This window comes from Aromatoleum bremense, assembly GCF_017894365.1.
GTDB lineage: Bacteria > Pseudomonadota > Gammaproteobacteria > Burkholderiales > Rhodocyclaceae > Aromatoleum > Aromatoleum bremense.
Map to the genome: position 1 here is coordinate 3,364,724 of NZ_CP059467.1, position 26,308 is coordinate 3,391,031.

26 protein-coding genes and 1 tRNA gene are annotated in these 26,308 nt (G+C 65.3%); 14 read left to right on the forward strand and 13 right to left on the reverse strand.

The genetic code is table 11. From position 1 onward, the window contains the following. Positions 1-10 precede the first annotated feature (10 nt). Positions 11-1,189: an ABC transporter substrate-binding protein gene (locus pbN1_RS15740; RefSeq protein WP_169203933.1), complete on the reverse strand. Its 1,179-nt coding sequence runs from the start codon at positions 1,187-1,189 to the stop codon at positions 11-13. Positions 1,190-1,441: 252 nt separating this feature from the next. On the opposite strand from pbN1_RS15740, the gene pbN1_RS15745 reads away from it, so the two are divergent. The 10 genes from pbN1_RS15745 to pbN1_RS15790 all read left to right on the forward strand — a co-directional run bounded on the left by pbN1_RS15745 (position 1,442) and on the right by pbN1_RS15790 (position 13,033). Then, positions 1,442-4,150 (forward strand): PAS domain-containing sensor histidine kinase, encoded by a 2,709-nt coding sequence (locus tag pbN1_RS15745; protein ID WP_169203935.1) that lies wholly within the window; start codon positions 1,442-1,444, stop codon positions 4,148-4,150. Then, the gene (locus tag pbN1_RS15750; RefSeq protein ID WP_169203932.1) at positions 4,125-4,760 is read left to right on the forward strand and encodes a response regulator transcription factor; all 636 of its coding nucleotides are present in this window, start codon (positions 4,125-4,127) and stop codon (positions 4,758-4,760) included. Before pbN1_RS15745 ends, pbN1_RS15750 begins: the two co-directional genes overlap by 26 nt. A gap of 122 nt (positions 4,761-4,882) precedes the next feature. Next, positions 4,883-6,523 carry a methyl-accepting chemotaxis protein gene (locus tag pbN1_RS15755; RefSeq protein ID WP_244856981.1) on the forward strand — a complete coding sequence of 547 codons (1,641 nt, stop codon included), beginning with the start codon at positions 4,883-4,885 and terminating at the stop codon, positions 6,521-6,523. 107 nt (positions 6,524-6,630) lie between these two features. Then, positions 6,631-8,502, forward strand: coding sequence for a thiamine pyrophosphate-dependent enzyme (locus tag pbN1_RS15760; RefSeq protein ID WP_169203931.1), 1,872 nt, complete (start codon positions 6,631-6,633; stop codon positions 8,500-8,502). Positions 8,503-8,507: 5 nt separating this feature from the next. After that, on the forward strand, positions 8,508-9,116 hold the full coding sequence (locus pbN1_RS15765; RefSeq protein ID WP_169203930.1) for an indolepyruvate oxidoreductase subunit beta: 609 nt from the start codon (positions 8,508-8,510) through the stop codon (positions 9,114-9,116). Between the two features lie 62 nt (positions 9,117-9,178). Further along, entirely contained in the window at positions 9,179-10,051 is an 873-nt protein-coding gene (folD, locus tag pbN1_RS15770; protein ID WP_169203929.1) for a bifunctional methylenetetrahydrofolate dehydrogenase/methenyltetrahydrofolate cyclohydrolase FolD, read from the forward strand. 4 nt (positions 10,052-10,055) lie between these two features. Continuing rightward, the gene (gene purE, locus pbN1_RS15775; RefSeq protein ID WP_169203928.1) at positions 10,056-10,550 is read left to right on the forward strand and encodes a 5-(carboxyamino)imidazole ribonucleotide mutase; all 495 of its coding nucleotides are present in this window, start codon (positions 10,056-10,058) and stop codon (positions 10,548-10,550) included. Between the two features lie 154 nt (positions 10,551-10,704). Beyond that, positions 10,705-11,865: a 5-(carboxyamino)imidazole ribonucleotide synthase gene (locus pbN1_RS15780; RefSeq protein ID WP_169203927.1), complete on the forward strand. Its 1,161-nt coding sequence runs from the start codon at positions 10,705-10,707 to the stop codon at positions 11,863-11,865. Continuing rightward, positions 11,852-12,907 (forward strand): L-threonylcarbamoyladenylate synthase, encoded by a 1,056-nt coding sequence (locus tag pbN1_RS15785; protein WP_169203926.1) that lies wholly within the window; start codon positions 11,852-11,854, stop codon positions 12,905-12,907. Before pbN1_RS15780 ends, pbN1_RS15785 begins: the two co-directional genes overlap by 14 nt. 50 nt (positions 12,908-12,957) lie before the next feature. Further along, positions 12,958-13,033 (forward strand) — tRNA-Ala (locus pbN1_RS15790). A gap of 237 nt (positions 13,034-13,270) precedes the next feature. Here pbN1_RS15790 and pbN1_RS15795 read toward each other — a convergent pair. From pbN1_RS15795 to pbN1_RS15810, 4 genes are all read right to left on the reverse strand, one after another. Then, positions 13,271-13,738: a hypothetical protein gene (locus pbN1_RS15795; protein ID WP_169203925.1), complete on the reverse strand. Its 468-nt coding sequence runs from the start codon at positions 13,736-13,738 to the stop codon at positions 13,271-13,273. Continuing rightward, positions 13,735-15,108 carry a recombinase family protein gene (locus tag pbN1_RS15800; protein WP_169203924.1) on the reverse strand — a complete coding sequence of 458 codons (1,374 nt, stop codon included), beginning with the start codon at positions 15,106-15,108 and terminating at the stop codon, positions 13,735-13,737. The genes pbN1_RS15795 and pbN1_RS15800 overlap by 4 nt, the downstream gene beginning before the upstream one ends. Beyond that, positions 15,105-15,548, reverse strand: a complete 444-nt coding sequence (locus pbN1_RS15805) for a DUF2924 domain-containing protein (RefSeq protein ID WP_169203923.1) — start codon at positions 15,546-15,548, stop codon at positions 15,105-15,107. The genes pbN1_RS15800 and pbN1_RS15805 overlap by 4 nt, the downstream gene beginning before the upstream one ends. An 89-nt stretch (positions 15,549-15,637) precedes the next feature. Further along, positions 15,638-16,012 (reverse strand): hypothetical protein, encoded by a 375-nt coding sequence (locus tag pbN1_RS15810; RefSeq protein ID WP_169203922.1) that lies wholly within the window; start codon positions 16,010-16,012, stop codon positions 15,638-15,640. A 120-nt stretch (positions 16,013-16,132) separates the two neighbouring features. Between pbN1_RS15810 and tnpA the strand changes: the two genes are divergently transcribed. From tnpA to pbN1_RS15825, 3 genes are read left to right on the forward strand one after another with little or no spacing between them, the layout of a single operon-like run. Beyond that, positions 16,133-16,438, forward strand: a complete 306-nt coding sequence (tnpA, locus tag pbN1_RS15815; protein WP_169204298.1) for an IS66 family insertion sequence element accessory protein TnpA — start codon at positions 16,133-16,135, stop codon at positions 16,436-16,438. After that, positions 16,438-16,797 carry an IS66 family insertion sequence element accessory protein TnpB gene (gene tnpB / locus pbN1_RS15820; RefSeq protein WP_011236213.1) on the forward strand — a complete coding sequence of 120 codons (360 nt, stop codon included), beginning with the start codon at positions 16,438-16,440 and terminating at the stop codon, positions 16,795-16,797. The genes tnpA and tnpB overlap by 1 nt, the downstream gene beginning before the upstream one ends. A 28-nt stretch (positions 16,798-16,825) precedes the next feature. Next, positions 16,826-18,442, forward strand: a complete 1,617-nt coding sequence (locus tag pbN1_RS15825) for an IS66-like element ISAzo19 family transposase (RefSeq protein WP_169204297.1) — start codon at positions 16,826-16,828, stop codon at positions 18,440-18,442. Positions 18,443-18,542: 100 nt separating this feature from the next. Here the strand turns inward: pbN1_RS15825 and pbN1_RS15830 are convergent, their stop codons facing one another. From pbN1_RS15830 to pbN1_RS15850, 5 genes are all read right to left on the reverse strand, one after another. Then, a complete protein-coding gene (locus pbN1_RS15830; RefSeq protein ID WP_169204277.1) occupies positions 18,543-18,983 on the reverse strand; it encodes a hypothetical protein in 441 nt (146 codons plus the stop codon). Between the two features lie 127 nt (positions 18,984-19,110). After that, a complete protein-coding gene (locus tag pbN1_RS15835; protein ID WP_169204276.1) occupies positions 19,111-19,869 on the reverse strand; it encodes a hypothetical protein in 759 nt (252 codons plus the stop codon). 210 nt (positions 19,870-20,079) lie between these two features. Further along, positions 20,080-20,814 carry an IS21-like element ISAzo4 family helper ATPase IstB gene (gene istB / locus pbN1_RS15840; RefSeq protein WP_011236010.1) on the reverse strand — a complete coding sequence of 245 codons (735 nt, stop codon included), beginning with the start codon at positions 20,812-20,814 and terminating at the stop codon, positions 20,080-20,082. Between the two features lie 22 nt (positions 20,815-20,836). Further along, on the reverse strand, positions 20,837-22,396 hold the full coding sequence (gene istA, locus pbN1_RS15845; RefSeq protein ID WP_210147763.1) for an IS21-like element ISAzo4 family transposase: 1,560 nt from the start codon (positions 22,394-22,396) through the stop codon (positions 20,837-20,839). Positions 22,397-22,739: 343 nt separating this feature from the next. Then, positions 22,740-23,120, reverse strand: a complete 381-nt coding sequence (locus pbN1_RS15850) for a hypothetical protein (RefSeq protein ID WP_169204015.1) — start codon at positions 23,118-23,120, stop codon at positions 22,740-22,742. 40 nt (positions 23,121-23,160) lie between these two features. Between pbN1_RS15850 and pbN1_RS15855 the strand changes: the two genes are divergently transcribed. Continuing rightward, complete coding sequence (locus tag pbN1_RS15855) at positions 23,161-23,478, forward strand: helix-turn-helix domain-containing protein (protein ID WP_169204014.1); 318 nt, start codon at positions 23,161-23,163, stop codon at positions 23,476-23,478. Positions 23,479-23,492: 14 nt separating this feature from the next. Here pbN1_RS15855 and pbN1_RS15860 read toward each other — a convergent pair whose 3' ends face one another. The 3 genes from pbN1_RS15860 to pbN1_RS15870 form a co-directional block, all read right to left on the reverse strand. Further along, complete coding sequence (locus tag pbN1_RS15860; RefSeq protein WP_169204013.1) at positions 23,493-24,965, reverse strand: YfjI family protein; 1,473 nt, start codon at positions 24,963-24,965, stop codon at positions 23,493-23,495. Beyond that, positions 24,962-25,192, reverse strand: a complete 231-nt coding sequence (locus pbN1_RS15865; protein WP_169204012.1) for a helix-turn-helix domain-containing protein — start codon at positions 25,190-25,192, stop codon at positions 24,962-24,964. Before pbN1_RS15865 ends, pbN1_RS15860 begins: the two co-directional genes overlap by 4 nt. Positions 25,193-25,282: 90 nt before the next feature. Beyond that, on the reverse strand, positions 25,283-26,242 hold the full coding sequence (locus pbN1_RS15870) for a hypothetical protein (RefSeq protein WP_169204011.1): 960 nt from the start codon (positions 26,240-26,242) through the stop codon (positions 25,283-25,285). Positions 26,243-26,308 lie beyond the last annotated feature (66 nt).

Genomic DNA, 26,308 nt, shown 5'->3' on the forward strand with positions numbered 1-26,308 from the left:
GGCGCCCGGCTCATTTGCCTGACGCTCTGCGCCGATCCTCGTCGTAGGCGAACACCACTTTGCCGTTTCGCACCTCGCCCATGAATATGTCATGAACGCTGGTGATGGTCTCGTGGTTGTCCTTCGAGAAGGGCTGGTGATAAGTCATGATGACTCCCTCGACCTTCTCGCGCAGTTCTTCTAGCGCCTCGCGTATCCGGTCGCCTTCCGTGCTGCCTGCCTGCCGGATTGCGGCGGCGAGCAATAGGAGGGAATCATACCCTTGCGCGGCGGCTGGCGGCACCGGGATGCGCTCGCTGCCGCTGGATTTTTTCCAGGCGCCGAGGAACGCGCGGCGCCGCGGCGTCGTCGGCTCGGCGATGAAGGTCTGCGGCATCCGCGCGCCCTCGGCGTTCGGCCCGGCGTTGTCGATGAAATTCGACATCGCCAGCGTCCAGCTGCCGATCAGCGGCACGCGCCAGTTCATCCGCGCCATGCCGTTGGCGATCTGCGCGAGTTCGGGGCCGATGCCGTACGTGAGGATCGCTTCGGCGCCGGCCTCGCGTGCGCGGCGCAGCTGCGTCGTCATGTCGGATTCGCGGATCTGGAAGCGTTCGACCGTGACCGGATGGACGCCGCGTGCGGCGAGCGCCCGCTCGAGGTCCTCGCGGCCGAGCTGGCCGTAATTGGTCGCGTCGTGGAAGATCGACACCCGCTTCAGGCCGCGCCGGTCGATCGCCTCCATGACGATCATCGCCGCCTGCAGGGTGTCATTCGCCGAGATGCGGAAGACGAAGTTGTCCGGATATTGCGGCGGCACGAACTGCTTCGTGATGACCGAGCCGGTCGCCACCGACGTGATCACCGGGATGCGTGCGTGCTGGTACGCGCGCTGGCTCGCGAGCGCGACGCCGGTGTTGACGATGCCGAGGCCGGCGACGACGTGCTCCTTCTCGATGAGCTCCTGGACGACCTGGGCGCCGCGTTCGTTGCGTGCCTCGTCGTCGCGTTCGACGAGTTCGATCGGCCGGCCGAGGACGCCACCGCCGGCGTTGATTTCAGCCGCGGCGATGCGGATCCCTTCGCGCATCGAGATGCCCATCGGGCTCGAGCCGCCCGTGAAGGGGCCGGACACGCCGATCCGCAGCGGTGGCGCGGCGTGGACCGACAGGGCGAGCAGGCACAATAGGGCAAGGATCAGGCGTGGCACGCGAAAGTCCGCCAGGGTTGTCGTCGAAGGCGCAATTTACGCGGCATGCGGCTGGGCAAGAATTGGCGAAAACCCGCAGCGCCGGATCGCGCCGTCCCGGGCGCGGGCCTCCTGAATCCGCTCGAACGGTAGGGGAAAGACCCGATGTCGCCGATGACGCGCCGCGGCAAGAATGCTCTCGAGCCAACGGGCGACGCTTTCGCTGCCGTGCGCTTTATTCCGGAACTGCCGCCTGCCCTGGCCTTCGCCTTCATGAACGACATCGATTCGCCCCGTTTCACGCGGGCCCGCTGGTACTGGACCGCGCCGTACGTGGCCGTGGGCGTGTTCGCGCTGACGATGCTCGCGCTGGTGTGGCTGCTGCAGACGCGCGAAGCCGAGAGCGAGCGCAACGCGGTGGCGCGCGACGTTCAGTGGGCGGAGCAGACGATGCGCCTGCACATGCAGGGCACCGAGGAGTTTCTCGGGCAGCTCGCGCGCGACCTGGCCGCCGACGCGCTCGGCATGGACGGCTTCCAGGTGCGCGCGAACCAGCACATCGCGAACAATGGCGAACTGGTGAACATCGTGTGGGTCGGCCCGGAGGAGGCAGTGCGCTGGTCGGCGCCGTTCGACACCACCGACTGGCTCGTCGGCGATGGGTTGTCCGGCCTGCAGACGCAGGCGTTCTACCGCGCGCGCGAACTTTCGCGACCGAGCTACGGCGCGCCCTACGCAAATCCGCGTGACAAGGTGGTGCTCGAAGTCTATGTCCCGGTGCGGCGCGGGCGCGAATTCCTCGGTGCGGTGGTCGGCGTGTATTCGATCGACCGCATGGTGCGCCACCTCGTGCCGAGCTGGTTCGCCGAGAAATACCGGCTCGCGCTGATCAGCGACAAGGGCGAGAGCCTCGCGGTCAATTCGGGCGTGCGCGATCTCGACGAGAGTGTGTCATACCAGATCCCGCTCGATCCGCCGGGCAACGGGCTGACGTTGCGGGCCACCGCATTCCGCACCGGCAGCCGGCTGCCCCAGGCCTTGCCGACGGCGATGATCCTCGGCCTGTCGGTGATCGTGCTGTGGAGCCTGTGGCTGCTGCGCACCCACGTGCAGCGTCGCGTACAGGTCGAGAAGGAGCGCGACCGCCTCTTCAACCTGTCGCTCGACCTGCTGTGCATCGTCGGCCTCGATGGCGTGTTCCGCCGCGCGAACCCCGCGTTCGAGCGGATTCTGGGCTACGCGCCGGACGACCTGCCCGGCCACCCGCTGCTCGATCTGGTGCACCCCGACGACGTCTCGGATACCGTCGAGCAGATGCGCCGGCTCGCGGGCGGCGAGCCGGTGAGCCTGGAGAACCGTTGCCGCTGCATCGACGGCAGCTTCAAGTGGCTGGCGTGGAGCATCAACCCGGTGCGCGAGGAGAAGCTCGTCTATGCCGTCGCGCACGACATCACCGGCCGCAAGGCGGGCGAAGATGCGCTGCGCGCCGAGTCGTCGTTCCGCAAGGCGATGGAGGAGTCGGTCGTCACCGGGATGCGGGCGATCGATCTCAACGGGCGCATCATCTATGTGAACCCCGCGTTTTGCCGCCTGGTCGGTTTCGAGCCCGACGAGCTCATCGGCGCGTCGCGGCCGTTTCCGTACTGGCCGCCCGAAGACCTGCAGCTGTGCAGCGACAACCTCGACCTCACGCTGCTCGGGCAGGCGCCGCGGGCGGGCTTCGAGATGCGCATCCGGCGCAAGAACGGCGAACGCCTCGACGCGCGCTTCTACCTGTCGCCGCTGATCGACAACAGCGGCACGCAGACTGGCTGGATGGCCTCGGTGACCGACATCACCGAGCCGAAGCGCATCCGCGCGGCGCTCGAAGCCGCACACGAGCGCTTCGAGGCGGTGCTCGACGGGCTCGAAGCGGCGGTGTTCGTCGCCGACGCGGGCACCGACGAAATCCTGTTCGCGAACCGCGCATTCAAGAACATCCACGGTTTCGACGCCGTCGGGCGGACGGTGCGTGGCGTCGCGGTGCCGCAGCCCGAGCGCGGCGACTACCGGCTCGATCCACGCGCCCTCAAGCCGGCCGACGTGCCGCGCGAGCTGTTCGACGGCGAACTGCAGCATCCGCTGTCGGGGCGCTGGTACCACGTGCGCGAGCGCGCGACCCGCTGGGTCGACGGCCGCGTGGTGCGCATGGGGATCGCCACCGACATCACCGAGCGCAAGCAGACCGCCGAGATCTCGCGCCAGCAGGCCGAGCGCCTGCAGCGCACGTCGCGCCTGATCACGATGGGCGAGATGGCGTCGACACTCGCGCACGAACTCAACCAGCCGCTGGCGGCGATCGCGAACTATTGCATGGGCTGCGTGACGCGCATCCAGTCGGGGAATGTCCGCGGCGAAGACCTGCTGGCGGCGATGCAGAAGGCGAGCTTCCAGGCCGAGCGGGCCGGCAAGATCATCCGCCGCGTGCGCGAGTTCGTGAAGAAGAGCGAGCCGCGTCGCAGCGCGGTGCAGATTTCCGAAGTGCTCGATGACGCGGTCGGGTTCGCCGAGATCGACGCCAAACGGATGAGCTCGCGCATCGTCGCGGACGTCGCGGCCGGACTGCCGGCGGTGTTCGCCGACCGCATCATGATCGAGCAGGTGGTGCTGAACCTGGTCAAGAACGGCATCGATTCGATGGCCGAGCTGCCGCGCGACGAACGCGTGCTGGTCGTGCGCGCGCGCGCGCTCGGACCGAGCGCCGTCGAAGTGTCGGTCATCGACCGCGGCCACGGCATCGGCGAGGACGACCGTGCACGCCTCTTCACGCCGTTTTACACGACCAAGGCCGAAGGCATGGGGATGGGGCTGAACATCTGCCGTTCGATCATCGAGTTCCACGATGGACGCCTGGTGGTCGACTCGAACCCGGATGGCGGTACCATCTTCTCCTTTACGCTGCCTACGGAGGTTGCCAGTGAGCGAGTCGTCCGGCGTGCCTGACCAGAACATCTACATCGTCGATGACGACGAGGCACTGCGCGATTCACTCGTGTGGCTGCTCGAATCGAGCGGTTACCACGCGATCGCATTCGAATCGGCGGAGCAATTTCTCGGCGCATACCAGCCGGCGATGACCGGCTGCCTGGTGCTCGACGTGCGCATGCCGGGCATGAGCGGTTTCGAACTGTTCGAGGAGCTGCGCCGACAGCGTTCGACGCTGCCGGTGATCTTCATCACCGGGCACGGCGACGTGCCGATGGCGGTGTCGGCGGTCAAGAAAGGCGCGGTCGATTTCATCGAGAAGCCGTTCGGCGACCGCGACATGCTCGGGCTGATCGAACGGTGTCTCGCCGCCGAACAGGAAAGCCGCGGCAAGCGCCGGCTCGAAGCCGACACTGCGCGCCGGCTCGGCAGCCTGACCCAGCGCGAACGCGAAGTGCTCGACCTGATCATCGCCGGCAAGCTCAACAAGCAGATCGCCGACGTCCTCGGCATCAGCATCAAGACCGTCGAAGTGCATCGCGCAAGGGTGATGGAGAAGATGGGCGCCCACTCGCTCGCCAAACTGGTCCGGCACGTCATTTCCGCCGAGCCGGACGCGGCGCCCTGAGCGGTTTCACTCCCGGGAAGCCGCCGGCAGGCCGGCGCGGGCGGCGCCGCCTAAAGTTTCGCTGCGCCAGTCCGATAAGAACCCCATCGGTTTCCGCTTCAATATTTCCCCCGGGGTGTTTCGTGCCAAGTTTTTTTCGTCTGAAAGTGGGCACTCGCCTGCGTCTCATCGTCCTGATCGCGTTCGGGCTGTTCGCCGTGGTCATGTGGCAGTCGCTCAGCTCTCTTGGCCAGGTGATGCTCGACGAACGCAAGAGCAGCACCCGGCACGCGGTCGAGTCGGCGCACGGCGTGCTCGAGCATTTCCAGCGGCGCGAGCTTGCCGGCGAGATGACCCGCGACGAGGCACAGGCCGCGGCGATGGCCGTCGTGAAGAACATGCGTTACGGCGACGGGGAGTATTTCATCATCCTCGACATGCATCCGCGCATGCTGATGCATCCGGTCAAGCCCGAGCTCGATGGCATGGACCAGCGGGAGTTTGCCGATCCGAACGGAAAGCGCATGTCCGTCGAGTTCGTCGAAGTCGTGAAAAAATCCGGCGCCGGTTACGTCGACTACGTATGGCAGAAGGCGGGCAGGAGCGATCCGCAGCCGAAGGTCACCTACGTGCAGGGGTTCGCGCCGTGGGGCTGGATGATTGGCAGCGGCGTGTATGTCAACGATGTCGATGAGACCTTCTGGCAGCACACGCGCTACACCTTCGCCCTTGGCGCCCTTGCGGCGCTGCTGGTGATCCTGCTGTCGTGGCGCATCGGGCGCGGAATCCTGCGCCAGCTCGGCGGCGAGCCGTCGGACCTGCAGCAGGTGGCCGGGCAGATCGCCGAGCGCGACCTGACTTCGCACGTCAAGGTCGCGGCGGGCGATACGCGCAGCATCACGTATGCGATGGAGCAGATGCAGTCGCGCCTTGCCGAGGTGATCCGGCGGGTGCGCGACAACGCCCGCGACGTGACGGCGGCGGTGCGCGAAGCGGCCGACACCGGGCGCTCGATCCACGAAGCGTCGATGCGCCAGTCGGAAGTCGCGGGCGGCACTGCGGCGGCGATCGAGCAGATGGCGGTGAGCATCGCGCATGTGTCGGAGAACGCCGAAGAGGTGTGCGGCAACTCGCAGCGCACGGTGGAAGTCGCGCTGCGCGGCGAAGGGCTTGCGCGCGACGCGTCGGATGGCATCGCCCAGATCTCCGCCACCGTCACCAGCGCTGCGGCGCAGATCCAGGTGCTGCGCGACCGCTCCGGTGAAATCGGCAAGATCGCCAACGTGATCCGCGAGATTTCCGACCAGACGAACCTGCTCGCCCTGAACGCCGCGATCGAGGCCGCGCGGGCCGGCGAACAGGGACGCGGCTTCGCGGTCGTCGCCGACGAGGTGCGCAAGCTCGCCGAGCGCACCGGCGCAGCGACGACGCAGATCTCGCAGGTCATCGTCTCGGTGCAGGCGGAAACCGAAAGTGCGGTTGCCAGCATCGAGCAGATCGTATCGAAGGTTGATTCGGGCGCGCGCCTGTCCAAACAGGCCGCTGACGCGCTGCACGAGATTCGCGAGGGTGCACGGGACACGCTGGTGCGCCTGGAGGAAGTGGTGTCATCGATGAAGGAGTTGTCGTCGGCGAGCAACAGCGTCGCGACGAACATGCAGGAAGTCGCCGAGGTCGCCGAGCGCAGCAGCGCCGAGATCCGCGGCAGCAACGAGTCGACGGCGCGACTCAGGCACAGCGCCGAAGCGCTGGAGCAGCTGACGACCGGATTCCGCATCGGCTGAGTTTTTCGTGTCCGGCCGCGGCAACGTTGCGCCGCTTGATCTGGATCAACGGAGTAAAGTCGACCGATCGGTAAGCTTTGCGCTCCACAATCCCCGGGGTCGATCCGATGTCTGCGTCCCAGCCCGTGCCGGCAGCGGCCCGGCTTTTCCTGTCCGGTAACGAAGCGGTGGCGCGTGCAGTGTGGGAGGCCGGCACGCGTGTTGCGGCCGCCTATCCCGGCACCCCGTCGACCGAAATTCTCGAGGTGCTGGCGAAGTACCCCGACCTGTACACCGAATGGTCGGTCAATGAGAAGGTCGCGCTCGAAGTCGCGCTCGGTGCGTCGATGGTCGGCGCGCGCGCGTTCTGCGCGATGAAGCACGTCGGCCTGAATGTGGCGTCCGACGCGCTGATGACGATGACCGTGACCGGCACCGAGGGCGGGCTCGTGATCGCCGTCGCCGACGACGTCGGCATGTCGTCGTCGCAGAACGAGCAGGACTCGCGCTACTGGGGACGCTTCGCGCATCTGCCGGTGCTCGAGCCGGCCGACTCGCAGGAGGCCTATGCGATGACGCGTGCGGCGTTCGCGCTGTCCGAGCGCTTCCGCACGCCGGTGATCCTGCGCCTGACCACGCGCATCTGCCACGTCAAGGGTGTCGTCGTCGCCGGCGAGCGCGAGGCGGTCGAGCCCGGTGGCTTCACGAAGGACCCGCGCCGCTGGGTGATGGTGCCGGGCAACGCGAAGCCGCGTCTGCCGCTGATGTTCGAACGTGAAGCCGCGGTGCGCGCGGAGGCCGAGAATTCACCGTTGAACTTCCGCGTCGACGGCAGCGACCGGCGCATCGGCTTCGTCACGTCCGGCCCGGCGTTCATGCACGTGCGCGAGGCTTTCCCCGACGCGCCGGTGTTCAAGCTGGGTCTCTCCTGTCCGCCGCCGATTGAAAGCCTGCGAGAATTCGCCGCCACCGTTGATAGCCTGCTGGTCGTCGAGGAGACCGAGCCGCTGCTCGAAACCGAGCTCAAGGCCGCCGGCATCGCATGCCACGGCAAGGATGTGCTGCCGCGTACCGGCGAACTCGCGCCCGACGCGCTGCACCTCGGCGTCGCCCGGTTGCGCGGCGAAGTCGTCGCCGAGCCCGAGCACGTCGTGCCGCAGCAAGTGTTCCCGCGTCCGCCGACGATGTGCGTCGCGTGTCCGCATCTCGGCGTCTATTACACGCTGTCGCAGATGCGCAACGTGATGATCGCCGGCGACATCGGCTGCTACACGCTCGGCGCCGGCCATCCGTGGAACGCGCTCGATTCCTGCATCTCGATGGGTGCGTCGATGGGCACCGCGCTCGGCATGGACAAGGGCCGCGGCAAGGTCGACGCGAACAAGAAGGTCGTCGCAGTGATCGGCGACTCGACCTTCATGCACATGGGCATGCAGGGCCTGCTCGACATCACGTGGAACCGCGGCAACGTCACGGTGCTGCTGCTCGACAACCGCGCCGTCGGCATGACCGGCGGGCAGGACAACCCCGGCAGCGGGCGCGACCTCCACGGCGAGGAAACCACGCGCGTCGATTTCGCCAAGCTGTGCGAGGCGCTCGGCGTGAAGAAGGAGCGCATCCGCGTCCTCGATCCCTACCAGCTGCCGGTGCTGTTCAAGGCGCTGCGCGAAGAGACGAAGATCGAGGAGCCGTCGGTCATCATCACCGATCGCCCGTGCGTGCTGATCGACCATTACGTGCCGACGAAGCCGTACCTGGTGAAGGAGGATCGCTGCACCGGCTGCGGCAATTGCGTCGATGTCGGCTGCCCGGCGATCCACGTGATCCGTCGCGACAAGGAGGTCAAGGCGTCCGGCAAGGAAGTCGACCTGTCGTTCGTGCGCATCGACACCTCGGCCTGCACCGGCTGCGGTCTATGCGTGCAGCCGTGCGCGCCCGAGGCGATCATCCACGCCGAGCCCGTGCAACCGCTGCAGCCGATGCAGTTCGTCAGGAAATGAGCGACATGTCGAAAGTCACCAACATTCTCGTGTGCGGCGTCGGCGGGCAGGGCGTCATGACGGCGACCGAAATCCTCGCCGAAGCGGCGATCTCGCTCGGTTTCGACGTCAAGAAAACCGAAGTCGCCGGCATGAGCCAGCGCGGCGGCGTCGTCACGTCGCACCTGCGCTTCGGCCCCGAAGTGCTGTCGCCGCAGATTCTTCCCGGCGAGGCCGACATGCTGATCGGCTTCGAGTCGGCCGAAGCGCTGCGCTGGGGTCACATGCTGCGCCCCGGCGGGGTGGCGCTCGTCAACAGCGGACGCATCGTGCCGCCGGTCGTCAATATCGGGCTGTTCGACTATCCCGAGCAACCGGTCGCGCAGATGTGCGAACTCGGCCTGCGGGTGCACGACTTCGACGCGACGGCGCTCGCGGTGCAGCTCGGCAACATCCGGCTCGGCAATACCGTGATGCTCGGTGCGAGTTCGGACTGGCTGCCGTTCCCGGCGGAAGTGTTGCGCGACGCGGTGCTGGCGCGCTTCGGCAGCCGCAAACCGAAGCTCGTCGACGTCAATCGCGAGGCGTTCGAGGCCGGCCGGCGGGCGGTAGCGGGAGAAACGCTCGCCGCGTGAGCGTCGCACGCGCACAAGCCCCTGATCGTGCGATAAAATCGCCGGTTTTTGGGATAACGACGATGACCGCTCGCATTCTTGACGGCAACGCCCTTTCCGCACGCGTCCGCGGCGAACTCGCCGAGCGCGCCGCTGCGCTTGCCGCCCGGGGCGTGCAGCCGTGTCTCGCGGTGCTCCTGGTCGGCGCGAATCCCGCGTCGGCAGTGTATGTCCGCAACAAGGTTGCCGCGTGCGAGAAAGCGGGCATCCGTTCGCTGCGCTTCGATTTCGCCGCCGATGTCGATGCTGCCGAAGTCATGGCGAAGATCGCCGACCTCAACGCCGACCCGGCCGTGCATGGCATCCTCGTGCAGCTGCCGTTGCCGAAGCAGTTCAATGAAGCCGAAGTCCTCGAGGCGATCCGCGTCGAAAAGGACGTCGACGGTTTCCACGCCGAGAACGTCGGCCGCCTGTCGCAGGGCCAGGAAGCGTTCCTGCCCTGCACACCGCACGGCGTCATGAAGATGCTCGAAGCCGGGGACGTGCCGGTGCAGGGCGCCGAGGCAGTCGTCATCGGCCGCTCGAACATCGTCGGCAAGCCGATGGCGATGCTGCTGACCAACGCCGGCGCGACCGTCACCGTCACCCACTCGAAGACGCGCGACCTGGCGTTCCACACCCGCCGCGCCGACATCCTCGTCGCCGCGATCGGCAAGCCGCGCTTCGTCACCGGCGACATGATCAAGCCGGGCGCCGTCGTCATCGACGTCGGCATCAACCGGCTGACCGAAGGCCCGGATGCCGGCAAGCTGTGCGGCGACGTCGACTTCGAGTCGGCAAAGGAGGTCGCGTCGCTGATCACGCCGGTGCCGGGCGGCGTCGGCCCGATGACGATCACGATGCTGCTCGCGAACACCGTCGAGTCGGCCGAGCGCGTCGCGCGCAGCAAAGGTTGAGACGATGAGCGACAAACCCCTCGTCGGGATCATCATGGGCTCGAGTTCCGACTGGCCGACGATGCAGGCGGCGGCGAAGATGCTCGCCGAATTCGACGTGCCGTACGAGGCCCGCGTGGTGTCCGCCCACCGCACGCCCGACCTGATGTTCGTCTATGCCGACAGCGCGCGCGAACGCGGCCTCAAGGCGATCATCGCCGGCGCAGGCGGCGCGGCACACCTGCCCGGCATGGTCGCGGCGAAGACGACGCTGCCCGTGCTCGGCGTGCCGGTGCAGTCGAAGGCGTTGTCTGGGCAGGATTCGCTGCTGTCGATCGTGCAGATGCCGAAGGGCATCCCGGTCGCGACTTTCGCGATCGGTGAAGCCGGTGCGGCAAATGCGGCGCTTTTCGCGGTCGCGCTGCTCGCCAACGAGGACGCCGCGCTCGCCGAAAAACTCGCTGCGTTCCGCGCCCGCCAGACGCAGGCGGTGCTCGACATGACCCTGGACCAGGTATGACAGCCCCCACGCTTGCGGCGATAGCATTTGCGCGCAGGGCCGGCTTTGCACAGCCGGCCCGTTCCGCGGGAGCGGAGCAGTGCTCCGCGAATTCCCCGCTCCGCCCCCCCGGGGGGGCGAACGCCCTTCTTGGGACGGCCCGGCGGAGGGCGCGATGATCCTCCCCCCCGCAACCCTCGGCATGCTCGGTGGCGGCCAACTCGGCCGCTTCTTCGTTTCTGCCGCCCACGAAATGGGTTACCACGTGTGGGTGCTCGATCCGGACCCGCACAGCCCGGCCGGTCTGATCGCCGACCGCCACCTCGTCACGGCTTACGATGACTACGCCGCACTCGACGAACTCGCCGCGGCCTGTGCCGGGGTGACGACCGAGTTCGAAAACGTCCCGGCCGCGACGCTCGATTACCTCGCCAAATTTCTTCCGGTGCACCCTTCCGCGAGCGCCGTGGCGGTGTGCCAGAATCGCATTGCAGAGAAGACTTTTCTCGCCGACAACAGCCTGCCGCACGGCCCGTTCGCAGTCGTCCGCAGCGAGGCCGAGGTCCGCGATGCTGGTACCAGCCTGTTCCCCGCTGTCCTCAAGATCGCGCGCTTCGGCTACGACGGCAAGGGGCAAGCGCGTGTCGCGAACCGTGATGAAGCCTTGCACGCGTTCCACCAGTTCGGCGGCGAAGCCTGCGTGCTCGAGAAGATGCTGGACCTCGACTGCGAATTGTCGGTCGTCCTCGCGCGCGACGAGGCGGGCAATGTGCGCTCTTTCGACCCGTCCGAAAACCGCCACCGCCACGGCATTCTCGACATCACCATCGCGCCGGCCGGGGTCGCCCCGGCACTCATCGCGCAAGCCCGCGAGGTCGCCGGACAAATCGCCGGGAAGCTCGGCTATGTCGGCACGCTCGGCGTCGAGTTTTTCGTCTGCCGCGGCGCACTTTACGTGAACGAGATGGCGCCGCGCCCGCACAACAGCGGCCATCACACGATCGATGCCTGCGTCACCAGCCAGTACGAACAGCAGGTGAGGGCGCTGTGCGGGCTGCCGCTCGGCGAGCCGCGCGCGCACAGCGCCGCGGTGATGGTGAATCTGCTCGGTGAGCTCTGGTACGACGGCGCGCATGCGGGCGGCACGTACCGCGAGCCGGATTGGTCCGTGCTCCACGCGGTGCCCAATCTCCGACTGCACCTGTACGCGAAGCATCACGCGCGCGCAGGACGAAAAATGGGGCATTTCACCGTGATCGGCGACGGCGCCGAAAAAGCGCTGGCCGTGGCGCTGCAGGCGCGCACGGCGATCGGCATACGCGATGAGGAGCGCTGACGTCGCTCCAGCGGTCCCGGACGACGAGATCCGCCGCGCCGCCGAGTTGCTGCGCGCGGGCGAACTCATCGGGATGCCGACCGAGACGGTCTACGGGCTCGCCGCCGATGCGCTCAATGTTGCCGCGGTCGGCAGGATCTTCGCCGCGAAAGGCCGCCCCGCCGACCACCCGCTGATCGTCCACCTGCCCGACGCCGGTCATCTGGCGCGCTGGGCGCGCGAGATTCCGGACGACGCCTTCGCGCTCGCCCGCGCATTCTGGCCCGGGCCGCTGACACTGATCCTGAAGCGTCAGCATGGCGTGCCCGATGCCGTCACCGGCGGCCAGGACACGGTCGGCCTGCGCGTGCCGGACCACCCGGTCGCGCTCGCACTGCTGCAGACTTTCGATTCCGGCATCGCCGCGCCGTCCGCCAACCGCTTCGGGCGCATCAGCCCGACGACCGCTGCGCACGTGCGCCAGGAGCTCGGCGACAAGGTCGCGCTGATCCTCGACGGCGGCCCGTGTGCAATCGGCATCGAATCCACGATCCTCGACCTGTCGCGCGACGTACCGGAGATCCTGCGCCCCGGCGCGATCGCCGCCGAAGATATCGCCCGCGTCATCGGCCGCCATCCCCGGTCCCGCGCGACGGCGGCCGACGAGGCCAGCCCCACGACCGACAGCGATGGCGGCACTGACGGGGGCGAGCCCCGCGTGTCGGGCTCGCTCTCGGCGCATTACGCACCGCGCACGCCGCTGCAGGTCGCACCCGCCGCGAACCTCGTCGAACTCGCGGCAACGCTCGCCGCCGAAGGAAGCCGCGTCGCCGTTCTCGCGCGCCGCTGCGACGACCCGCAGGATGCGCGCCTGATCTGGCGCGCCGCGCCGATCGACGCTGCCAGCTATGCGCACGCGCTCTACGCGAACCTGCGCGACCTCGACGCCTGCGGCGCCGATTTCATCGTCGTCGAAACCCTGCCCCCAACCGATGACTGGCAAGCGGTCAACGACCGCCTCGGCCGCGCCGCGGCCGGCTCCGGCGACGCAGACGAAACCTGAAAAATCCCTTTCAAAATGAAAACAGCACCGCTATAATCCGCCGCTCTTGAGGGCCGATAGCTCAGCTGGGAGAGCGCTGCGTTCGCAATGCAGAGGTCGAGGGTTCGATCCCCTTTCGGTCCACCAAAACATCATAGCCCGGACATGCTCCGGGCTTTTTTGTACCCGCCAAGGCCCAGTACTGGCGGGGTTTCATGGGTAATGCGAACTTCGTTGATCGCTGGAGGGCGACGATTTCGCCCCTCTCCCCGCCCGAATCTCTCTCTTTTCTCTGTTTATGCCTAGCCCGGTCTTGGGCCAAGACCCCGTAACCATGCGGGTTTCCGGGCGGTGGTTTTCACCACATTGCGCCTACCAAACGGATTACAAACGCTTTGCCAGCGCACCAATCACCTGCCGCTGCGCGCTCCAGTCATCCGGTAGTGAGTTCTCGACGAAGAATTGTAGCGACAGTCCGACTGGCTGCCGGCCACGGGCAATGTCCTCGACCAAGTCTGGCGCCAAACGCCCCAACTTGAGCATCTTCTGCATCCTGGCATGACCGACCTTCTCGGCCTTGGCCAGTTCAGTCATGTTCTTCACCCGACCGGAGTCGATGAGCGCCTGCCAGAAAAACGCCCGGGCCAAGGCACTCATCAGATTTTCATCGACCGAGAACGCCTGCCCGGGATGCATTGGCGTCGCCATGCGTCCTGGCGTCGTTGGTTCGACCACCACCTTTCGTGCCTTGTGCCTGACGAAGCGCACCGGAATAAAGGTGGTCAGTTTGATGCCATCCTCCAGTTTCAACGAGTTCGATTGCGCCAGTCCGGTCTGCTGTAGTCCTCTCATGCCATTGCCTCCATTTCTCTTTCACGCAGTTCGGCGCCGATGCTGTTCGGTGCCAGTTCCTTCATCAGCGCCGACCAACCAGTCGGATGCCATTCGATGTCGATGCCATCGTCCCGTAACTGCACTTTGGTAATCAGCAGGCGCACCAGCCGGCAGCGCTCCTCTGGAAACAATTCATTCCAGACCGCCGACAGATTGCGCATGGCCAGCACGACGAACGGTTCCTGCGCGGTAGCATCCAGTTTCTGGACCTCGTCCCATACGGACTGAATCATCTCCGGCGACTGCAATGCGGATTTGACCTGCTCCAGCACCAAGGCCTCAATCTGCCCGGCCGGCACGATGCCGAAGGGGTTGGTGCCGCGCCCGAGTTTCTTGTCCGAGTACGGCAGGTAGTAGCGGTAGCGCTTGCCAGTTTTCTTCTTGGTCGCGGTGGGCAGCATCCGGTCGCCGTTGGGCGCGAACAGCAGGCCACGCAATATCGATTCGTTGTCGTGGCGGGTCATCGTCTGTGAGGCACGCAAGCCGGCCTCGACGGCCAGGATGGCTTGCGCCTGATCCCAGAGCGCCTGATCGAGGATGGGCTCGTGCTGGCCAGGGAAGGTTTTACCCTTGTGGCTGATCATGCCGAGGTACAAAGGATTGCGCAGGGTCTTGTAAAGATTCTGCTTGGTGATCGGCCGGCCAGGTCTGAACGTGCCATCGACGGTGGTCCACGCTTTGGTCGTAATTCCTTTGCGGTTGAGTTCTCGCGCCAATTCCGTGGTCGACCGCAACTCCACGAAACGCTGCCAGATACCTCGCACGATCTCGGCCTCCGCCTCATTGATCACCAACTGCCGTTGGTTGACGTCATAGCCCAGTGGCGGTGTGCCGCCCATCCACATCCCCTTCGCCTTGCTGGCCGCAATCTTGTCCCGAATACGCTCCCCAGTGACCTCGCGTTCGAACTGGGCGAAGGACAGGAGGATGTTGAGCATCAGCCGCCCCATTGATGTTGCCGAATTGATCTGCTGGGTGACGGCACTGAAACTGACGCCGCGCTGATCGAACAAATCCACCATCTTCGAGAAGTCAGTCAGATTGCGGGTCAGTCGATCAATCTTGTATACGACGACGATGTCGACCTTTCCGGCATCAATATCGGCAAGCAAACGCTTCAGCGCAGGCCGGTCCATATTGCCGCCAGAGAAACCGCCATCATCATAATCATCGACGACGGGAATCCATCCTTCAGTCCGTTGGCTGGCGATGAAGGCCTGTCCTGCCTCGCGTTGTGCGTCGATGGAATTGAAGGATTGGTCGAGACGTTCGTCGGTCGAGACGCGGCAGTAAACGGCACAGCGCTTGCGGGTAACGGGAGCGTTCATTTCTTCCCCTCCTTCGGTTTGACGCCGAAGAACGCAGGCCCCGACCAGTTAACGCCGGTGATGTGCCGCGCCACCGCCGACAGACTCTTGAACACCTTGCCGTTCAGATCGTAGAGTCCCATCGGCGTGACCGTGACACGATATTCGTTGGATTCGTACTCGCGCAGAAGCACGGTACCCGGCATCAGATGCACTTCCGCGCGCCGCTTGCCGAACACCGACTGCGATTCACCGAGGCGCACTAGCCGCCGCCGGATATCGGGATCGACGCCGCCGTGGGCGGCCTCCTGAATCTTGTAGGCGACACGGGACGTAACGTAATCGCGGTTCCAGGTGCCAGGACGTCGCGGAAAATGGACGTCCCACAGCGCCCACAAGTCCTTCATCGGCATCGTGGGCAGCGCCGCCAATTGGGCGGCAATGGTAGGAGGTTTTGTCATCGGGAATCTCCGGTCGGTGAGGAAGTTGCATGAACGCTTCTTCCTGGGCAGAAGCCAAGTCATAAAGCGCTCAATGCCGGGGCTGATGTTTAGTCTTGATCCGTCTGGTAGGTGACCCGGACGCCCGTCCAGCGGTCATTGATCGCCATGAAGGTGATGCTGTTTTCCCAGCGGCCACAGGCAATATCGGTGTCCTCGGCATCGCAGGGCATGAGCCAGCCCTTGATGCCACTCGGCAGGCTGAGCAGGCTTTCCGGCCGCGAGATCAACCAGCAGGCGCCGCCAAATGGGTCTGGCGTTAGAAACATCTCGGGCAGGGCGGCAGGAAAGTTTTCCGGGTCAAAGATCGGGCGCCAAAAAAGCGGCTGGCCACTATCGAACCAGGACCTGACGGTGCGTTCCATTTGCGTCAGGTCGCCAGCGATGGGTATCCATTGGTAATCGGGGTGGTCAGTAGTTTTCATGAGAGATGACTTTTCAAATCAAGGGATGGACGTGGGTAAGCGGTAACTGACCGGCGTTATTCCAGGGCACGTGATCGACGTGGACAATTGCCTCCAGGTTCAACAATGGAGGGATCGTTCATGGCAGGGGTGCTCAAGCGCAAATGGCGCCGGCGCAGCCGAGAGGAGTGGCAGGAGGTGTTCGCCCGCCACGGTTCGAGCGGGCTGAGCGTGGCGGCATTCTGCGCGCGCGAGTCGATCAGCGTCTCGAGCTTTCAGCGCTGGCGTGCGATCGTCGGGCCGGTGTGCGGCAAGGCCGTCGCGGTGGGGCCGGCTCGGCAAGAGGCGTTCGTCGATCTGGGAGTGCTGGGTTCGGGCGGCGCTTCGCGCTGGGAGTTGAAGCTTGACCTGGGTGACGGCGTGGTGCTGCACCTGGTGCGCGGCTGATGTTCTTTCCCGAAGGCGCGGTGCGGGTGCATCTGTACGGGCGCCCGGTCGACATGCGCAAATCCTTCGACGGCTTGTATGCGCTGGCGCGCCACGGCGTGGGACAGGATCCGTTGTCGGGGCATCTGTTCGTGTTCATCAACCGGCGCGCGACCCAGATGAAGGTGTTGTACTGGGACCGCAGCGGGTTTTGCATCTGGGCCAAGCGGCTCGAGTCGGGTCGCTTCGTGTCGGACTGGTCGCGGGCGACGAGCCGCGAGATGGACTGGACGGGGCTGAAGCTGTTGCTCGAAGGCATCGAGCCGGCACGCTTCAAAAAGCGCTTCGCGCTGCCCGCAAGTCACCGCAAACCCGCATGAATGCTGGCTTTTTTGGTAAAATGACGCCATGCCTCCGACGCCTTTGACGCAGCTGCCGACCCGTGAAGAAGCCGCCCGGTGGACGGCCGATCAGGTCGTCGAACTGGCGGGCGCGCATCTGGCGCAGCAGCGCCAGTTCGAGGTCATCAAAGGCGAATGCGAGGCGATGCGCCACCAGCTCGACTGGTTCCGGCGCCAGCTCTTCGGGGCGAAGAGCGAGAAGCGCCTCGTGGACGCCAACCCGCATCAGATGAGCCTGGGCGAGTTGCCGGTGCCCGAATCCTCGCCGCCGCCCCCCGGTCAGGACATTGCCGCCCACACCCGCCGGGCCCGCACCAGCGACTGCGCCAAGGGCGACGCATCGGCGCTGTTCTTCGACGAGGCCCGCGTGCCGGTCGAGACCATCGAGGTGCCCAACCCCGAGGCCGAGGGGCTCGCCCCCGACCAGTTCGAGGTGATCGGCGAAAAGGTCAGTCACCGCCTGGCGCAGCGCCCGGGCAGCTACGTGATCCTCAAGTACGTGCGCCCGGTGATCAAGCGCCTCGACACCCAGGCGATTTCCTGCCCGGCGGCACCCGGGGGGGTGATTCGCGGCAGCCGCGCCGATGTGAGCTTCGTCGCCGGGCTCATCACGGACAAGTTCTGCTACCACCAGCCGCTCTACCGCCAGCACCAGCGGCTCGGCGACAATGGCATCAGGGTGTCGCGCCCGTGGCTCACGCAGCTCACCCACGGGGCGCTCGCGCTGCTCGAACCGATCTTTACGGCCCAACTCGACTCGATCCGCGCGAGCCGCATCAAGGCGATGGACGAGACCCCGATCAAGGCCGGCCGTGCGGGCCCCGGCAAGATGAAGGGCGGCTACTTCTGGCCGGTCTATGGCGAACGTGACGAGATCTGTTTCGTCTATCGCGAGAGCCGCAAGGCGCAGCACATCGAGCAGATCCTGGGCACCGACCCGCCGCCCGAGGGGGCGGTGCTGCTCACCGATGGCTATGGCGCCTACGAACGCTATGCCGAGAAGTGCGGGCTCACGCACGCGCAATGCTGGGCGCACTCGAGGAGGAAGTTCTTCGACGCCCAGTCGGTCGAGCCCGAGCGCGCGGGCCGGGCGCTGGAGATGATCGGCAAGCTCTATGCGGTCGAAAAACGCATCCGCGAGGCCACGCTCGTCGGCGAGGCGTGCCGGGCGTACCGGATCGAGCATGCACAGCCCGTGGTCCACGAGTTCTTCGCCTGGGTCGATGCCCAGTTCGACACCCACGGCTTGCTGCCCAGCTCGCCGCTCACCACCGCCATGGCTTATGTGCGGGAGCGCCGGGCCGCCCTCGAGGTGTACCTGCGCGATCCTGAAGTGGCGATCGACACAAACCATCTCGAGCGGGCGTTGCGCGTGGTGCCGATGGGTCGTCGCAACTGGCTCTTTTGCTGGACCGAGGTCGGTGCCAAATACGTCGGTATCGCGCAGAGCCTGATCGCCACCTGCCGGCTGCACGACATCGATCCGTACGACTATCTGGTCGATGTGCTGCAGCGTGTCGGCCAACACCCCGCTGCCGACGTCGCGCAACTCACCCCCCGTCTGTGGAAGCAGCACTTCGCGGCCCACCCGCTGCGATCCGATCTCTTCGAAATCTCGAAGTAGGCAAGGACGCTCGTCAGTTACCGCTTACGGACGTGGTACCCGGGGGGTGGTAACCGGTAACCCGGGTGGTAACCTCATTTCGCGTTCTGTCGGTAGCGGATCAGCGGGCTGGCGCCCCCCGCATGGCTTTGCGGCGAGGAAGGACCCGTCGAATAATTCGGCGCTGCAACTTGTTGAACTGCTTCATTTGCAGCCTGGCCGACTTACGCATGATTCGCGTCAGCCGGATGCCGGCGACGATCAGCCGCCATTGCCAAGGAATGTGGCGGGCAATGCGATGGGGCCGGAAGATGGCGGTCGGCTGCGGCTGCTGCATGGGAGGCCCGCCATCCCATTCCGCGACTTGGACTGTCACCATCGTCACGGCCGGCTCAATCAGTGGCGAAGACCGAGGTATTGGAATGGGCGGCAGCATCTCGGCCAGCAGTTGCTCCCGTTGTGCCGGCGGCATCTGGCGAAGGACGGTCTCAACCTGATTGAACCGCTGCTGCAACGACGCGAACGGATTGGTCATATCGAATTGGCTGGGTTTGATTTCCATTGTTCTCTCCTGAGATGGAAGTGCTGGTGGGTAGGACGGGACACCGGGAATGACAGAAACACCCTGCTTGTCAGGTGCCTCTGCCATTGGCGGCGATGCCTCAACTCGCCGCCGTCCCCTTGCACGGTCAGGCGCGGAGCATTTCGTCCTCCAGATCGCTGCGGGCCGATTCCACCAAGTCACGCGGAATCTCAATCTCGAACCGGGTTTCCTTATGGTCGTAGTGGCTCTGGCGGCGGGTGGCCGATGCCCGCGCCAATTGCTTCATCACCGGCATCAATTGCTCGTAGAGCTCGATCTCAGCGATGACCGCCCGGCAATTAATGAACCGCTGCTCTGCCTCGCGAATCGCTTTGGGCAGGTCCGCCAGCTTGGCGGTCAGCCCATCGCGTTTCCCTTGCAGGTCTGCCAGCGATGTTTTGCCCAAGCGCAGTTCGGCCTCAGCCTTGGCCAGTGCTTCCGGCACGGTGAATTCCTCCTCGGCATCCAGCATCGTCTGCGTGGCCAATTGGGTTTCTGTCGCAATGCGGGCTTCGGCGGCCACGATGCGTTTGCTGACCTTGGCGATCAGGCTGTCGAGGCGCTCGATTTCTCCGGTGGCCGTGCGCTTTCTGGCCAGCAACTCATCGAGGGTTTGCGTGGCCTGAGCAAACTGCTCGGGGGCCTTGGCAATCCGCTGGGGTGAGGTAATTCGGCTTTGCAACTGGCCGATATTTCCTTTGATGTGACTGACCAGGTTGCGGGCCGCACTGACCGCATACGAAGCTTTGCTCTCCTCAGTGGTGGAGGAGAATTTGGAGCCGCGTTGAAACAGTTCGTGATGCCAGCGCTCCTTCTGCTCACAATCGGCTTCCGCCTCCCGGAGTTCATTCTGGGCGGCCGTCAATTCTGCGCATTCCGACGAACGTGACCGCCTGCACCGACGAACGTGACCGGTGGGGTCTGCGCGCGAAGCGTGGTGTTCAGATTCTAACCGCGTCGGTCACGATGACGCTCGATTCGAGGCACGGCGCAGGCTTATCCACAGGCGGCCGCCAGCGCGCCTCATACGCTGGCGGGCGGGCGCCTGTGGGTAAGGCGTCTCGCGCGCACGGCCTCATGCCTTTTCCTTTCTTCTCATCGACTCGCCCTTGAGGGCGAGCTTGTGCGCGGCGTGCACGACGCGATCGAGGATCGCATCGGCGAAGGTCGGGTCGCCCAGGTAGGTGTGCCAGTGCTCGATCGGCAGCTGGCTGGTGATCACGGTCGAACGCGTGCCGACGCGGTCGTCGAGCAGCTCCAGCAGGTCGCTTCGCTCCTGCGCCGACGGCGCGGCCAGGCCCCAATCGTCGATGACGATGAGATCCATGCGCGCGAGCTGCATCAGGCGTCGGCTGAAGCTGCCATCGGCATGCGCGATGCGCAGCTCTTCGAAGAGCCGCGGCAGACGCACGTAGTAGGCCGCGAGGCCCTGCCGGCACGCCGCGTTGGCGAGCGCGCAGGCGAGCCACGTCTTGCCGCTGCCGGTGGGGCCCGTGATGAGGCAGTTCTGGTGGTGGCGAATCCACTGGCCGGTTCCGAGCGCGGCGATCTGACTGCGCTCGAGGCCCCGGCCGGCGCGGTAGTCGACGTCCTCCAGGCAGGCGGCAGCGGCTTTGATGCGGGCGGCCTTGAGCAGCCGATCGATGCGTTTGCCGTCGCGCAGCAGGATCTCGCGATCGATGAGCTGGGCGAAACGCTCCTCGAAGCTGAGCGCGGTGATGGCGGGCTGGGTGAGCTGCTCCTCGAAGGCGCGGGCCATGCCTTCCAGGCGCAGGGTGCGCAGTTGTTGCAGGCTGTGTTGCATCAGCATCGATGTTCTCCGGTGGGTGGAATCAGTGGTAGTAGCGCGCCCCGCGCAGGTTCTCGTGAGCGGCCGGTAGCGCGAGCTCGCTTTGCTGCGCAGTGGATGCGGGGAGCGGCGCGCGGTCGAGCCCGCTCTTGAGGATCGAGGCGACACTGCGGTAACGCATCGCCCCGAGGGTGACGGCGCGGGTCGCCGCGGCTTCGAGGCGTTCGTTGCCGTATTGACGACCGAGGCGCATCAGCCCGAGGCACGCCCGGTAGCCCTGCTCGGGGTGCGGCATGCGTTCGAGTTGGTGGCTGACCACCTGCTCGGTGTGAGGCCCGACCGTGGCGCCCCAGGCGATGAGTTTGCCCGGGGACCACTGACGGTGCGCCTGATGCGATGCGGGCATGTGCTCGGTGAGCGTGGTGAAAGCCCCGTGCCGGTGGCTTCTCGCATGCACCGCAACGCGACGGCCTGCGGCAAAGCATTCGATGCTGCTCGCGGTGATGCGTAACTCCACCGGTTGGCCGGCGAGCGCATACGGCACGCTGTAGTAATGCCCGTCGAACTCGACGTGGTAGTCGATGTTGGGCTTGGCCCGTTTCCATTGGGCGAACTGGAACGCGGTGGCGGGCAACGGGCGCAGCGCCGGCCGATCGAGCGTCTCGAACGCTTCGTGGCGCGAGCCTGGCAGGCGCCGGAAGGCACGCGTGTTCAGCGGCTCGAGTAACGCGGCGATCGCCTCGTTCAACTCCCCCAGCGAGAAGAAACGCTGATGCCGCAACCGCGCCAGAATCCAGCGCTGCACGATCTGTACGCCGACTTCGACCTTGGACTTGTCCTGCGGCTTGTAGGGGCGCGCGGGCAGGATCGCCACGCCGTAGTGCGCGGCGAACTCGGCGGTGGTGCGCTGCAGTTGCGGCTCGTAGCGGTCGGCTTGGCCAACGAGCGAGCGCGTATTGTCGGGCACGACGAGCTCGGGCACGCCACCGATGAAGGTCAGCGCCCGGGCAAGCGACCCCAGCCAGTCGGCCTGCGACTGCGTCGCCGTGGCGCAGGCGAACGTATAGCTCGAGGCGCCGAGCACCGCGACGAAGATCTGCGCGCGCGAAATCTCGCCCGTGTCGGCGTCGACGATCGGCACCGTGTCGCCCGCGTAATCGATGAAGAGTTTCTCGCCGGCGCGGTGCACCTGGCGCATCGAGCGCTTGAGCGTGCGGGCGAACGCGCGGTACAGGTCGCAAAAGCGCGAGTACTGATAGCTCGGCCCGTCGGCCGTCTGCACGTACTCTTCCCACAGCAGCGCCAGCGTGACGTTCTTTCGCTTGAGCCCCTGATGCACCGCCGCCAGATCCGGCGGCACATTCGCGACGCTCGCGCCACGTCCACGCCGGGCGACCCCCAGCACCCGGCGCAACTCGGCCTCGTCGGCCGCCGACAACTCGGCCCACGGCCGGCCGCACTCCTCGGCCGCCTTCACATACTTGGCGACCACTCCTTTGGAAATCGACAGCGCGCGGGCAATGCGCTCATGCGACAGCGCGCAGTCGTATTTGAGCCGTAACAGCTCCCTGATCTTGTGCATGGCAATCCGCTCCGCCGGCATTCCCGTCTCCGCGCAAAGCGCGCGAGGGTAGCCGGCCTGACAAACGACGTTGCCACGCTTGGCCTCACAAACCCGTTCCGATTTGATCGTGACCGACGATTCCGACATCGTGACCGCCCATTCCGACAACTCGCCGAAATCGGTCACGATCAAATCGGAATCCGCGGTCACGACCCGCGGATTCACCGGTCACACTATTTCGGAATCAGCGGTCACGTTGGGTCGGAATCCGCATCAATTCGGCGTGGAGCTTGTCGTAGTCGGCCTTGACCTTGTCGTAGTAAGCGGTGGATTTCTTGCTGAATGGATTAATTTTCATGAGTGAACCTCCGTGGTTGATAAATCAGGGATGTTGTTTGGCAGCAGTGGCCGGCACCGTCAGGAACTCCACCGGGTAGCGGGCATCGCCCGGCATCACCGTGGTGCTGATGTAGCTCTGGGGGCCGGTCTGCTTTTTGACGGTGACGGGCTCGCCCGGGGCCGGCCGATAGCGGCAGGTTGGGTACCAGCCATCGTTGTCGTGGATGATTTGCGGACGGGCAGGTGCTGCCTGAGCGAGATTCACTCGGGCAGCGCTGATCCCCACCGTGGCGGCGGTGGGTTGGGTGGCCGCCGGCTTGGCTGCGACCGTGAGGGTGGCAGGGAGCGAAACCTTCGGCGCGCTGCCGAAGTGCTTGGCCCAGAGGGGATGCAGATTGGGATCGTTATTCACGATGATCTCCATGAGGCGTACCACCCTCTGCGCCGGGTGGCGTGGCGTTGGAATGAAAGCGGAGGAGTTCTGGCCAGCGCTCGAAGCCGCGCCGTTGATCGGGCTGATCGCCATAGGGGGTGAAGCCCTCGCAGCGGCGTGGCAGATCCCGGGTCGGCTGGTAGCCGCGATTGGCGACCACCGGTTTGTTCTTCGGGCCGGCAGCCCGGCAGACGCCGCTCATCGCCAGTTGGCTGCAATCGGTGCAGCAGATGCGGTCATCAAAGGGGGCGAGCGGATTCGCAGAATTCGCATTGCTTCGCACAAGTGCAAACTCAGTCGTGGTGCGGTCTTTCGCGGGATTCGCAAGATTCGCAGCGAGGGGGCGTGAGAACTGGAAAGCCATCACAGCGCCACCAGTTCGTAGGCTTCGCGAGCCGTCGGATGCGCGGCGATGGCGACCCAGCCGTGATGCGCCAGCAACTGCATGACTTTTCTGGCGGCACCGGCGCTGCGGATGGCCGACGGGCCGTTGCGGTAGATGTCAGCCAGCGGGATCGCCCGCCCCGGTCCCATCTTGTCGCGCAACCAGTTCAACACCTCCTGGGCGAGATTCAGTTCCGCCGATACTTGGCCGGCACCCCACAGGCGGGTGGCTTCGGCCAGGTAGTGCTGCATCAGTAACGCGGCACGGTCGATGTGTTCTTCACGGATGCCGGTATCACCCTCGAACACTGCGAAGGTGCCGGCCATCCGGGTAATGTGCTCCGGTGCCTTCGAGGCCAGCGAACGGATTGGGACAAGATCGCCATCCCCACCCAAGGCTTTCTCGATGTCGTTGTAGAGGGCCACCCATGCCTTTTTGGCCGATGGCGTCAGGACGATGCTGGGCGGATCGAGCTCATGGTTGTCGGTGATCGGCCATTCCTGCTCCAGCAATGCATCCATTCGCGCCGTATAGGCGTGGTACTCCGGTGTGCGCCCAAGATCGGTCTCGACGTACTTGCGCTGACCGGCAGTGGACTGTGGGAAGCTGACCAGGCAACGTGCCAGGAATCCCTGCTCGCGGGCCAGCGGATCAGCCAGCAGCAGTGAGGCCACGGCGGGTTGCACCATCAGGTGCAGATTGAGGCGCCGCCCGTAGTAGCTGCCAGAACCATCGCCGACGCGAACCCGGTCAAATTCCCCACGATCCCATAGGCGAGACAGTGTGGTCAGGGTGCCCAGTCGCTTCTCGGCACTCATGGCGTAGCCGCCGAGAAACTGCCCGCCCTCATCATTGACCAGCCCGATGGCCGGCATGCCGACGATCAGTTGTCGATGGATGGCCTCGGTGCTCGGCTCCGAGACGATGAACAGCGGCATGACCGGTGCCTTGGGCTTGTTGATCTCGCCGAGCTTGGCCTGTTTGGCCTCACCGCTCAGTTTCTTGTCAGCAAGGATGCGTTTGGCGGCGGCTTCGTAGATTTCGGCAGATTTCTCGTAGGCCTCCCGATTGACCGCGAATTGCTGCATCAAGACGCGTTGACGGGCACGCACACCGGCCAATGCCCAGCCATCCGCCGCGGATTTACGTTCGCCGGATTCGCCCAAGGTGAGGAAGAACTCCGATAACGGGGACACCCGGCCATCGACGATCACGTTGGCATGGGGTTGTGCCACTTGATTCATCGCGGCCAGGATGGATTGGCCGATCAGCGCGACCGGTGCCTGAATGATTTCGTGCATTTTCTGCACGACGCCGGTACCGATGGGGCCGAGGGCTTCTACCGGGTATGGAGTCGGCGGGTCGAATTCCCTTGATAGCGGCAGCGGATCAGGGCGTTCTTCCTCGGCCCAGGGCGGGCGGGAAGCTTGTGAAGGGCTGGCCACCGTCATACCTGCCCGGTGCGGTCTGCCAGGTGCCCATCGATGAACGCGGCAATATCCTGGCGGCGATAGCGAATGCAGCGGCCGACACGAACAAAGGGAAGATGCGGCCGACCCTTGACGCGCCAGGTAGCGAGTGTGGCCGGTTGAATATTGAGAAGAGATGCCGCCTCGTCCTCGGTAAGGAGGATGGTGACTTCTGCCGTAAGACTACGGCGACCGTGATCGATGCCCATCTGCCTGCACTGCCTTTCATCGAGAGACGCATATCAGCGTCGATGAAGGTCAGGCTACAGAGGGGGGTCGGATGAATAGCGCTAAGCGTCCTAAAGCTTGGCCAGCTTGCGTTTCAGGCTGTCCATGGCGATGGACTGTTCCCGATTGGCGACAACATCGAGGTACCAGAGACGGCCATCCATAACCTCCTGGATACGGACGCCCTCAATATCCTCCCCTGCCACCGCTTCAAGGTGACGGAGAACATCTGCAAGCTCGGTACTTCCAGCCTCTCTGGCAATTACGGCAAGGGCGCGGGTGAGTCTGCCGACGGCGCCCTTCAGGCGGCCTTGCCTGAACTGCCCGACCTCTGCCTTGGCTGTACGTGCCTTGCGCTGCAAAGTAGCCAACTGCGATTCGGCCTTTTTTAGCGCAGCAGGATCGGGAACGTTGGCGGCAAAATTCGCCATGAGCATAAATTTCTCGGCGGTGCCCGTCCGGTCAGCAGCATCGCGCCAGAGTTCACGTTCCCACCCTGCGATATCGGAACGTAGCCAATGAATGTCCTCAGCGTCGTTGTAGCCGATGCCTGATTGCTGCATCTCATCCTCAATGCCGGCAGCGATTTCGCAGTAGGTTTCCGCTGTCAGCCGAGCTTCGTTGATGGCCATCAACGCAAATATCTGGGCGTCAGACAGGGTGGGCGGGTCACGTGGGATACGCGCTGTCCAGAGACTGCGGGCTGCTGCGATGTAACTGCCGTGGTGTTCGGCGTGCTGGTGGATGGCAAGGTTGGATCGGACGATGCCGATGGCCGCCTGCTGTGCCCAGTCGGTGCAGCCTGCCGTGGTCAGTGGTTCGAGGAAGGCCCGGGCGTTAAAAACGACAGCGTCGAGGCGGTCGAACTCGGCGGTGATTTGCGGCCACAGCCAGCAATGACCGTGAGTGATGCGCAAATCGTTGAGGTCGCCCGTCAGCGGATTGAATGGCATGCCCTCCTCGATAGCACTATCGCCCTCGTCGCCGGAGGCGCTGGCGGATTGCTCATCGGGTGTGGGAGGGGTTGCCATTTACGTTTTCAGTTCTCGTGTCTACGAATCGTGCGAATTCCGCGAAAATCCTTGTGCCATATGGCT

Coding starts and splice junctions, on each gene's coding strand:
- purE (WP_169203928.1), top strand. CDS start 10,056: ATGAGCGACAAACCCCTCGTCGGGATCATCATGGGCTCGAGTTCCGAC.
- pbN1_RS15855 (WP_169204014.1), top strand. CDS start 23,161: ATGAAAGCGGAGGAGTTCTGGCCAGCGCTCGAAGCCGCGCCGTTGATC.
- pbN1_RS15810 (WP_169203922.1), bottom strand. CDS start 16,012: ATGAAAACTACTGACCACCCCGATTACCAATGGATACCCATCGCTGGC.
- tnpA (WP_169204298.1), top strand. CDS start 16,133: ATGGCAGGGGTGCTCAAGCGCAAATGGCGCCGGCGCAGCCGAGAGGAG.
- pbN1_RS15760 (WP_169203931.1), top strand. CDS start 6,631: ATGTCTGCGTCCCAGCCCGTGCCGGCAGCGGCCCGGCTTTTCCTGTCC.
- pbN1_RS15765 (WP_169203930.1), top strand. CDS start 8,508: ATGTCGAAAGTCACCAACATTCTCGTGTGCGGCGTCGGCGGGCAGGGC.
- pbN1_RS15850 (WP_169204015.1), bottom strand. CDS start 23,120: ATGGAGATCATCGTGAATAACGATCCCAATCTGCATCCCCTCTGGGCC.
- pbN1_RS15825 (WP_169204297.1), top strand. CDS start 16,826: ATGCCTCCGACGCCTTTGACGCAGCTGCCGACCCGTGAAGAAGCCGCC.
- istB (WP_011236010.1), bottom strand. CDS start 20,814: ATGCTGATGCAACACAGCCTGCAACAACTGCGCACCCTGCGCCTGGAA.
- pbN1_RS15785 (WP_169203926.1), top strand. CDS start 11,852: ATGAGGAGCGCTGACGTCGCTCCAGCGGTCCCGGACGACGAGATCCGC.
- pbN1_RS15860 (WP_169204013.1), bottom strand. CDS start 24,965: ATGACGGTGGCCAGCCCTTCACAAGCTTCCCGCCCGCCCTGGGCCGAG.
- folD (WP_169203929.1), top strand. CDS start 9,179: ATGACCGCTCGCATTCTTGACGGCAACGCCCTTTCCGCACGCGTCCGC.
- pbN1_RS15805 (WP_169203923.1), bottom strand. CDS start 15,548: ATGACAAAACCTCCTACCATTGCCGCCCAATTGGCGGCGCTGCCCACG.
- pbN1_RS15830 (WP_169204277.1), bottom strand. CDS start 18,983: ATGGAAATCAAACCCAGCCAATTCGATATGACCAATCCGTTCGCGTCG.
- pbN1_RS15795 (WP_169203925.1), bottom strand. CDS start 13,738: ATGAGAGGACTACAGCAGACCGGACTGGCGCAATCGAACTCGTTGAAA.
- istA (WP_210147763.1), bottom strand. CDS start 22,396: ATGCCGGCGGAGCGGATTGCCATGCACAAGATCAGGGAGCTGTTACGG.
- pbN1_RS15780 (WP_169203927.1), top strand. CDS start 10,705: ATGATCCTCCCCCCCGCAACCCTCGGCATGCTCGGTGGCGGCCAACTC.
- tnpB (WP_011236213.1), top strand. CDS start 16,438: ATGTTCTTTCCCGAAGGCGCGGTGCGGGTGCATCTGTACGGGCGCCCG.
- pbN1_RS15800 (WP_169203924.1), bottom strand. CDS start 15,108: ATGAACGCTCCCGTTACCCGCAAGCGCTGTGCCGTTTACTGCCGCGTC.
- pbN1_RS15870 (WP_169204011.1), bottom strand. CDS start 26,242: ATGGCAACCCCTCCCACACCCGATGAGCAATCCGCCAGCGCCTCCGGC.
- pbN1_RS15745 (WP_169203935.1), top strand. CDS start 1,442: ATGAACGACATCGATTCGCCCCGTTTCACGCGGGCCCGCTGGTACTGG.
- pbN1_RS15865 (WP_169204012.1), bottom strand. CDS start 25,192: ATGGGCATCGATCACGGTCGCCGTAGTCTTACGGCAGAAGTCACCATC.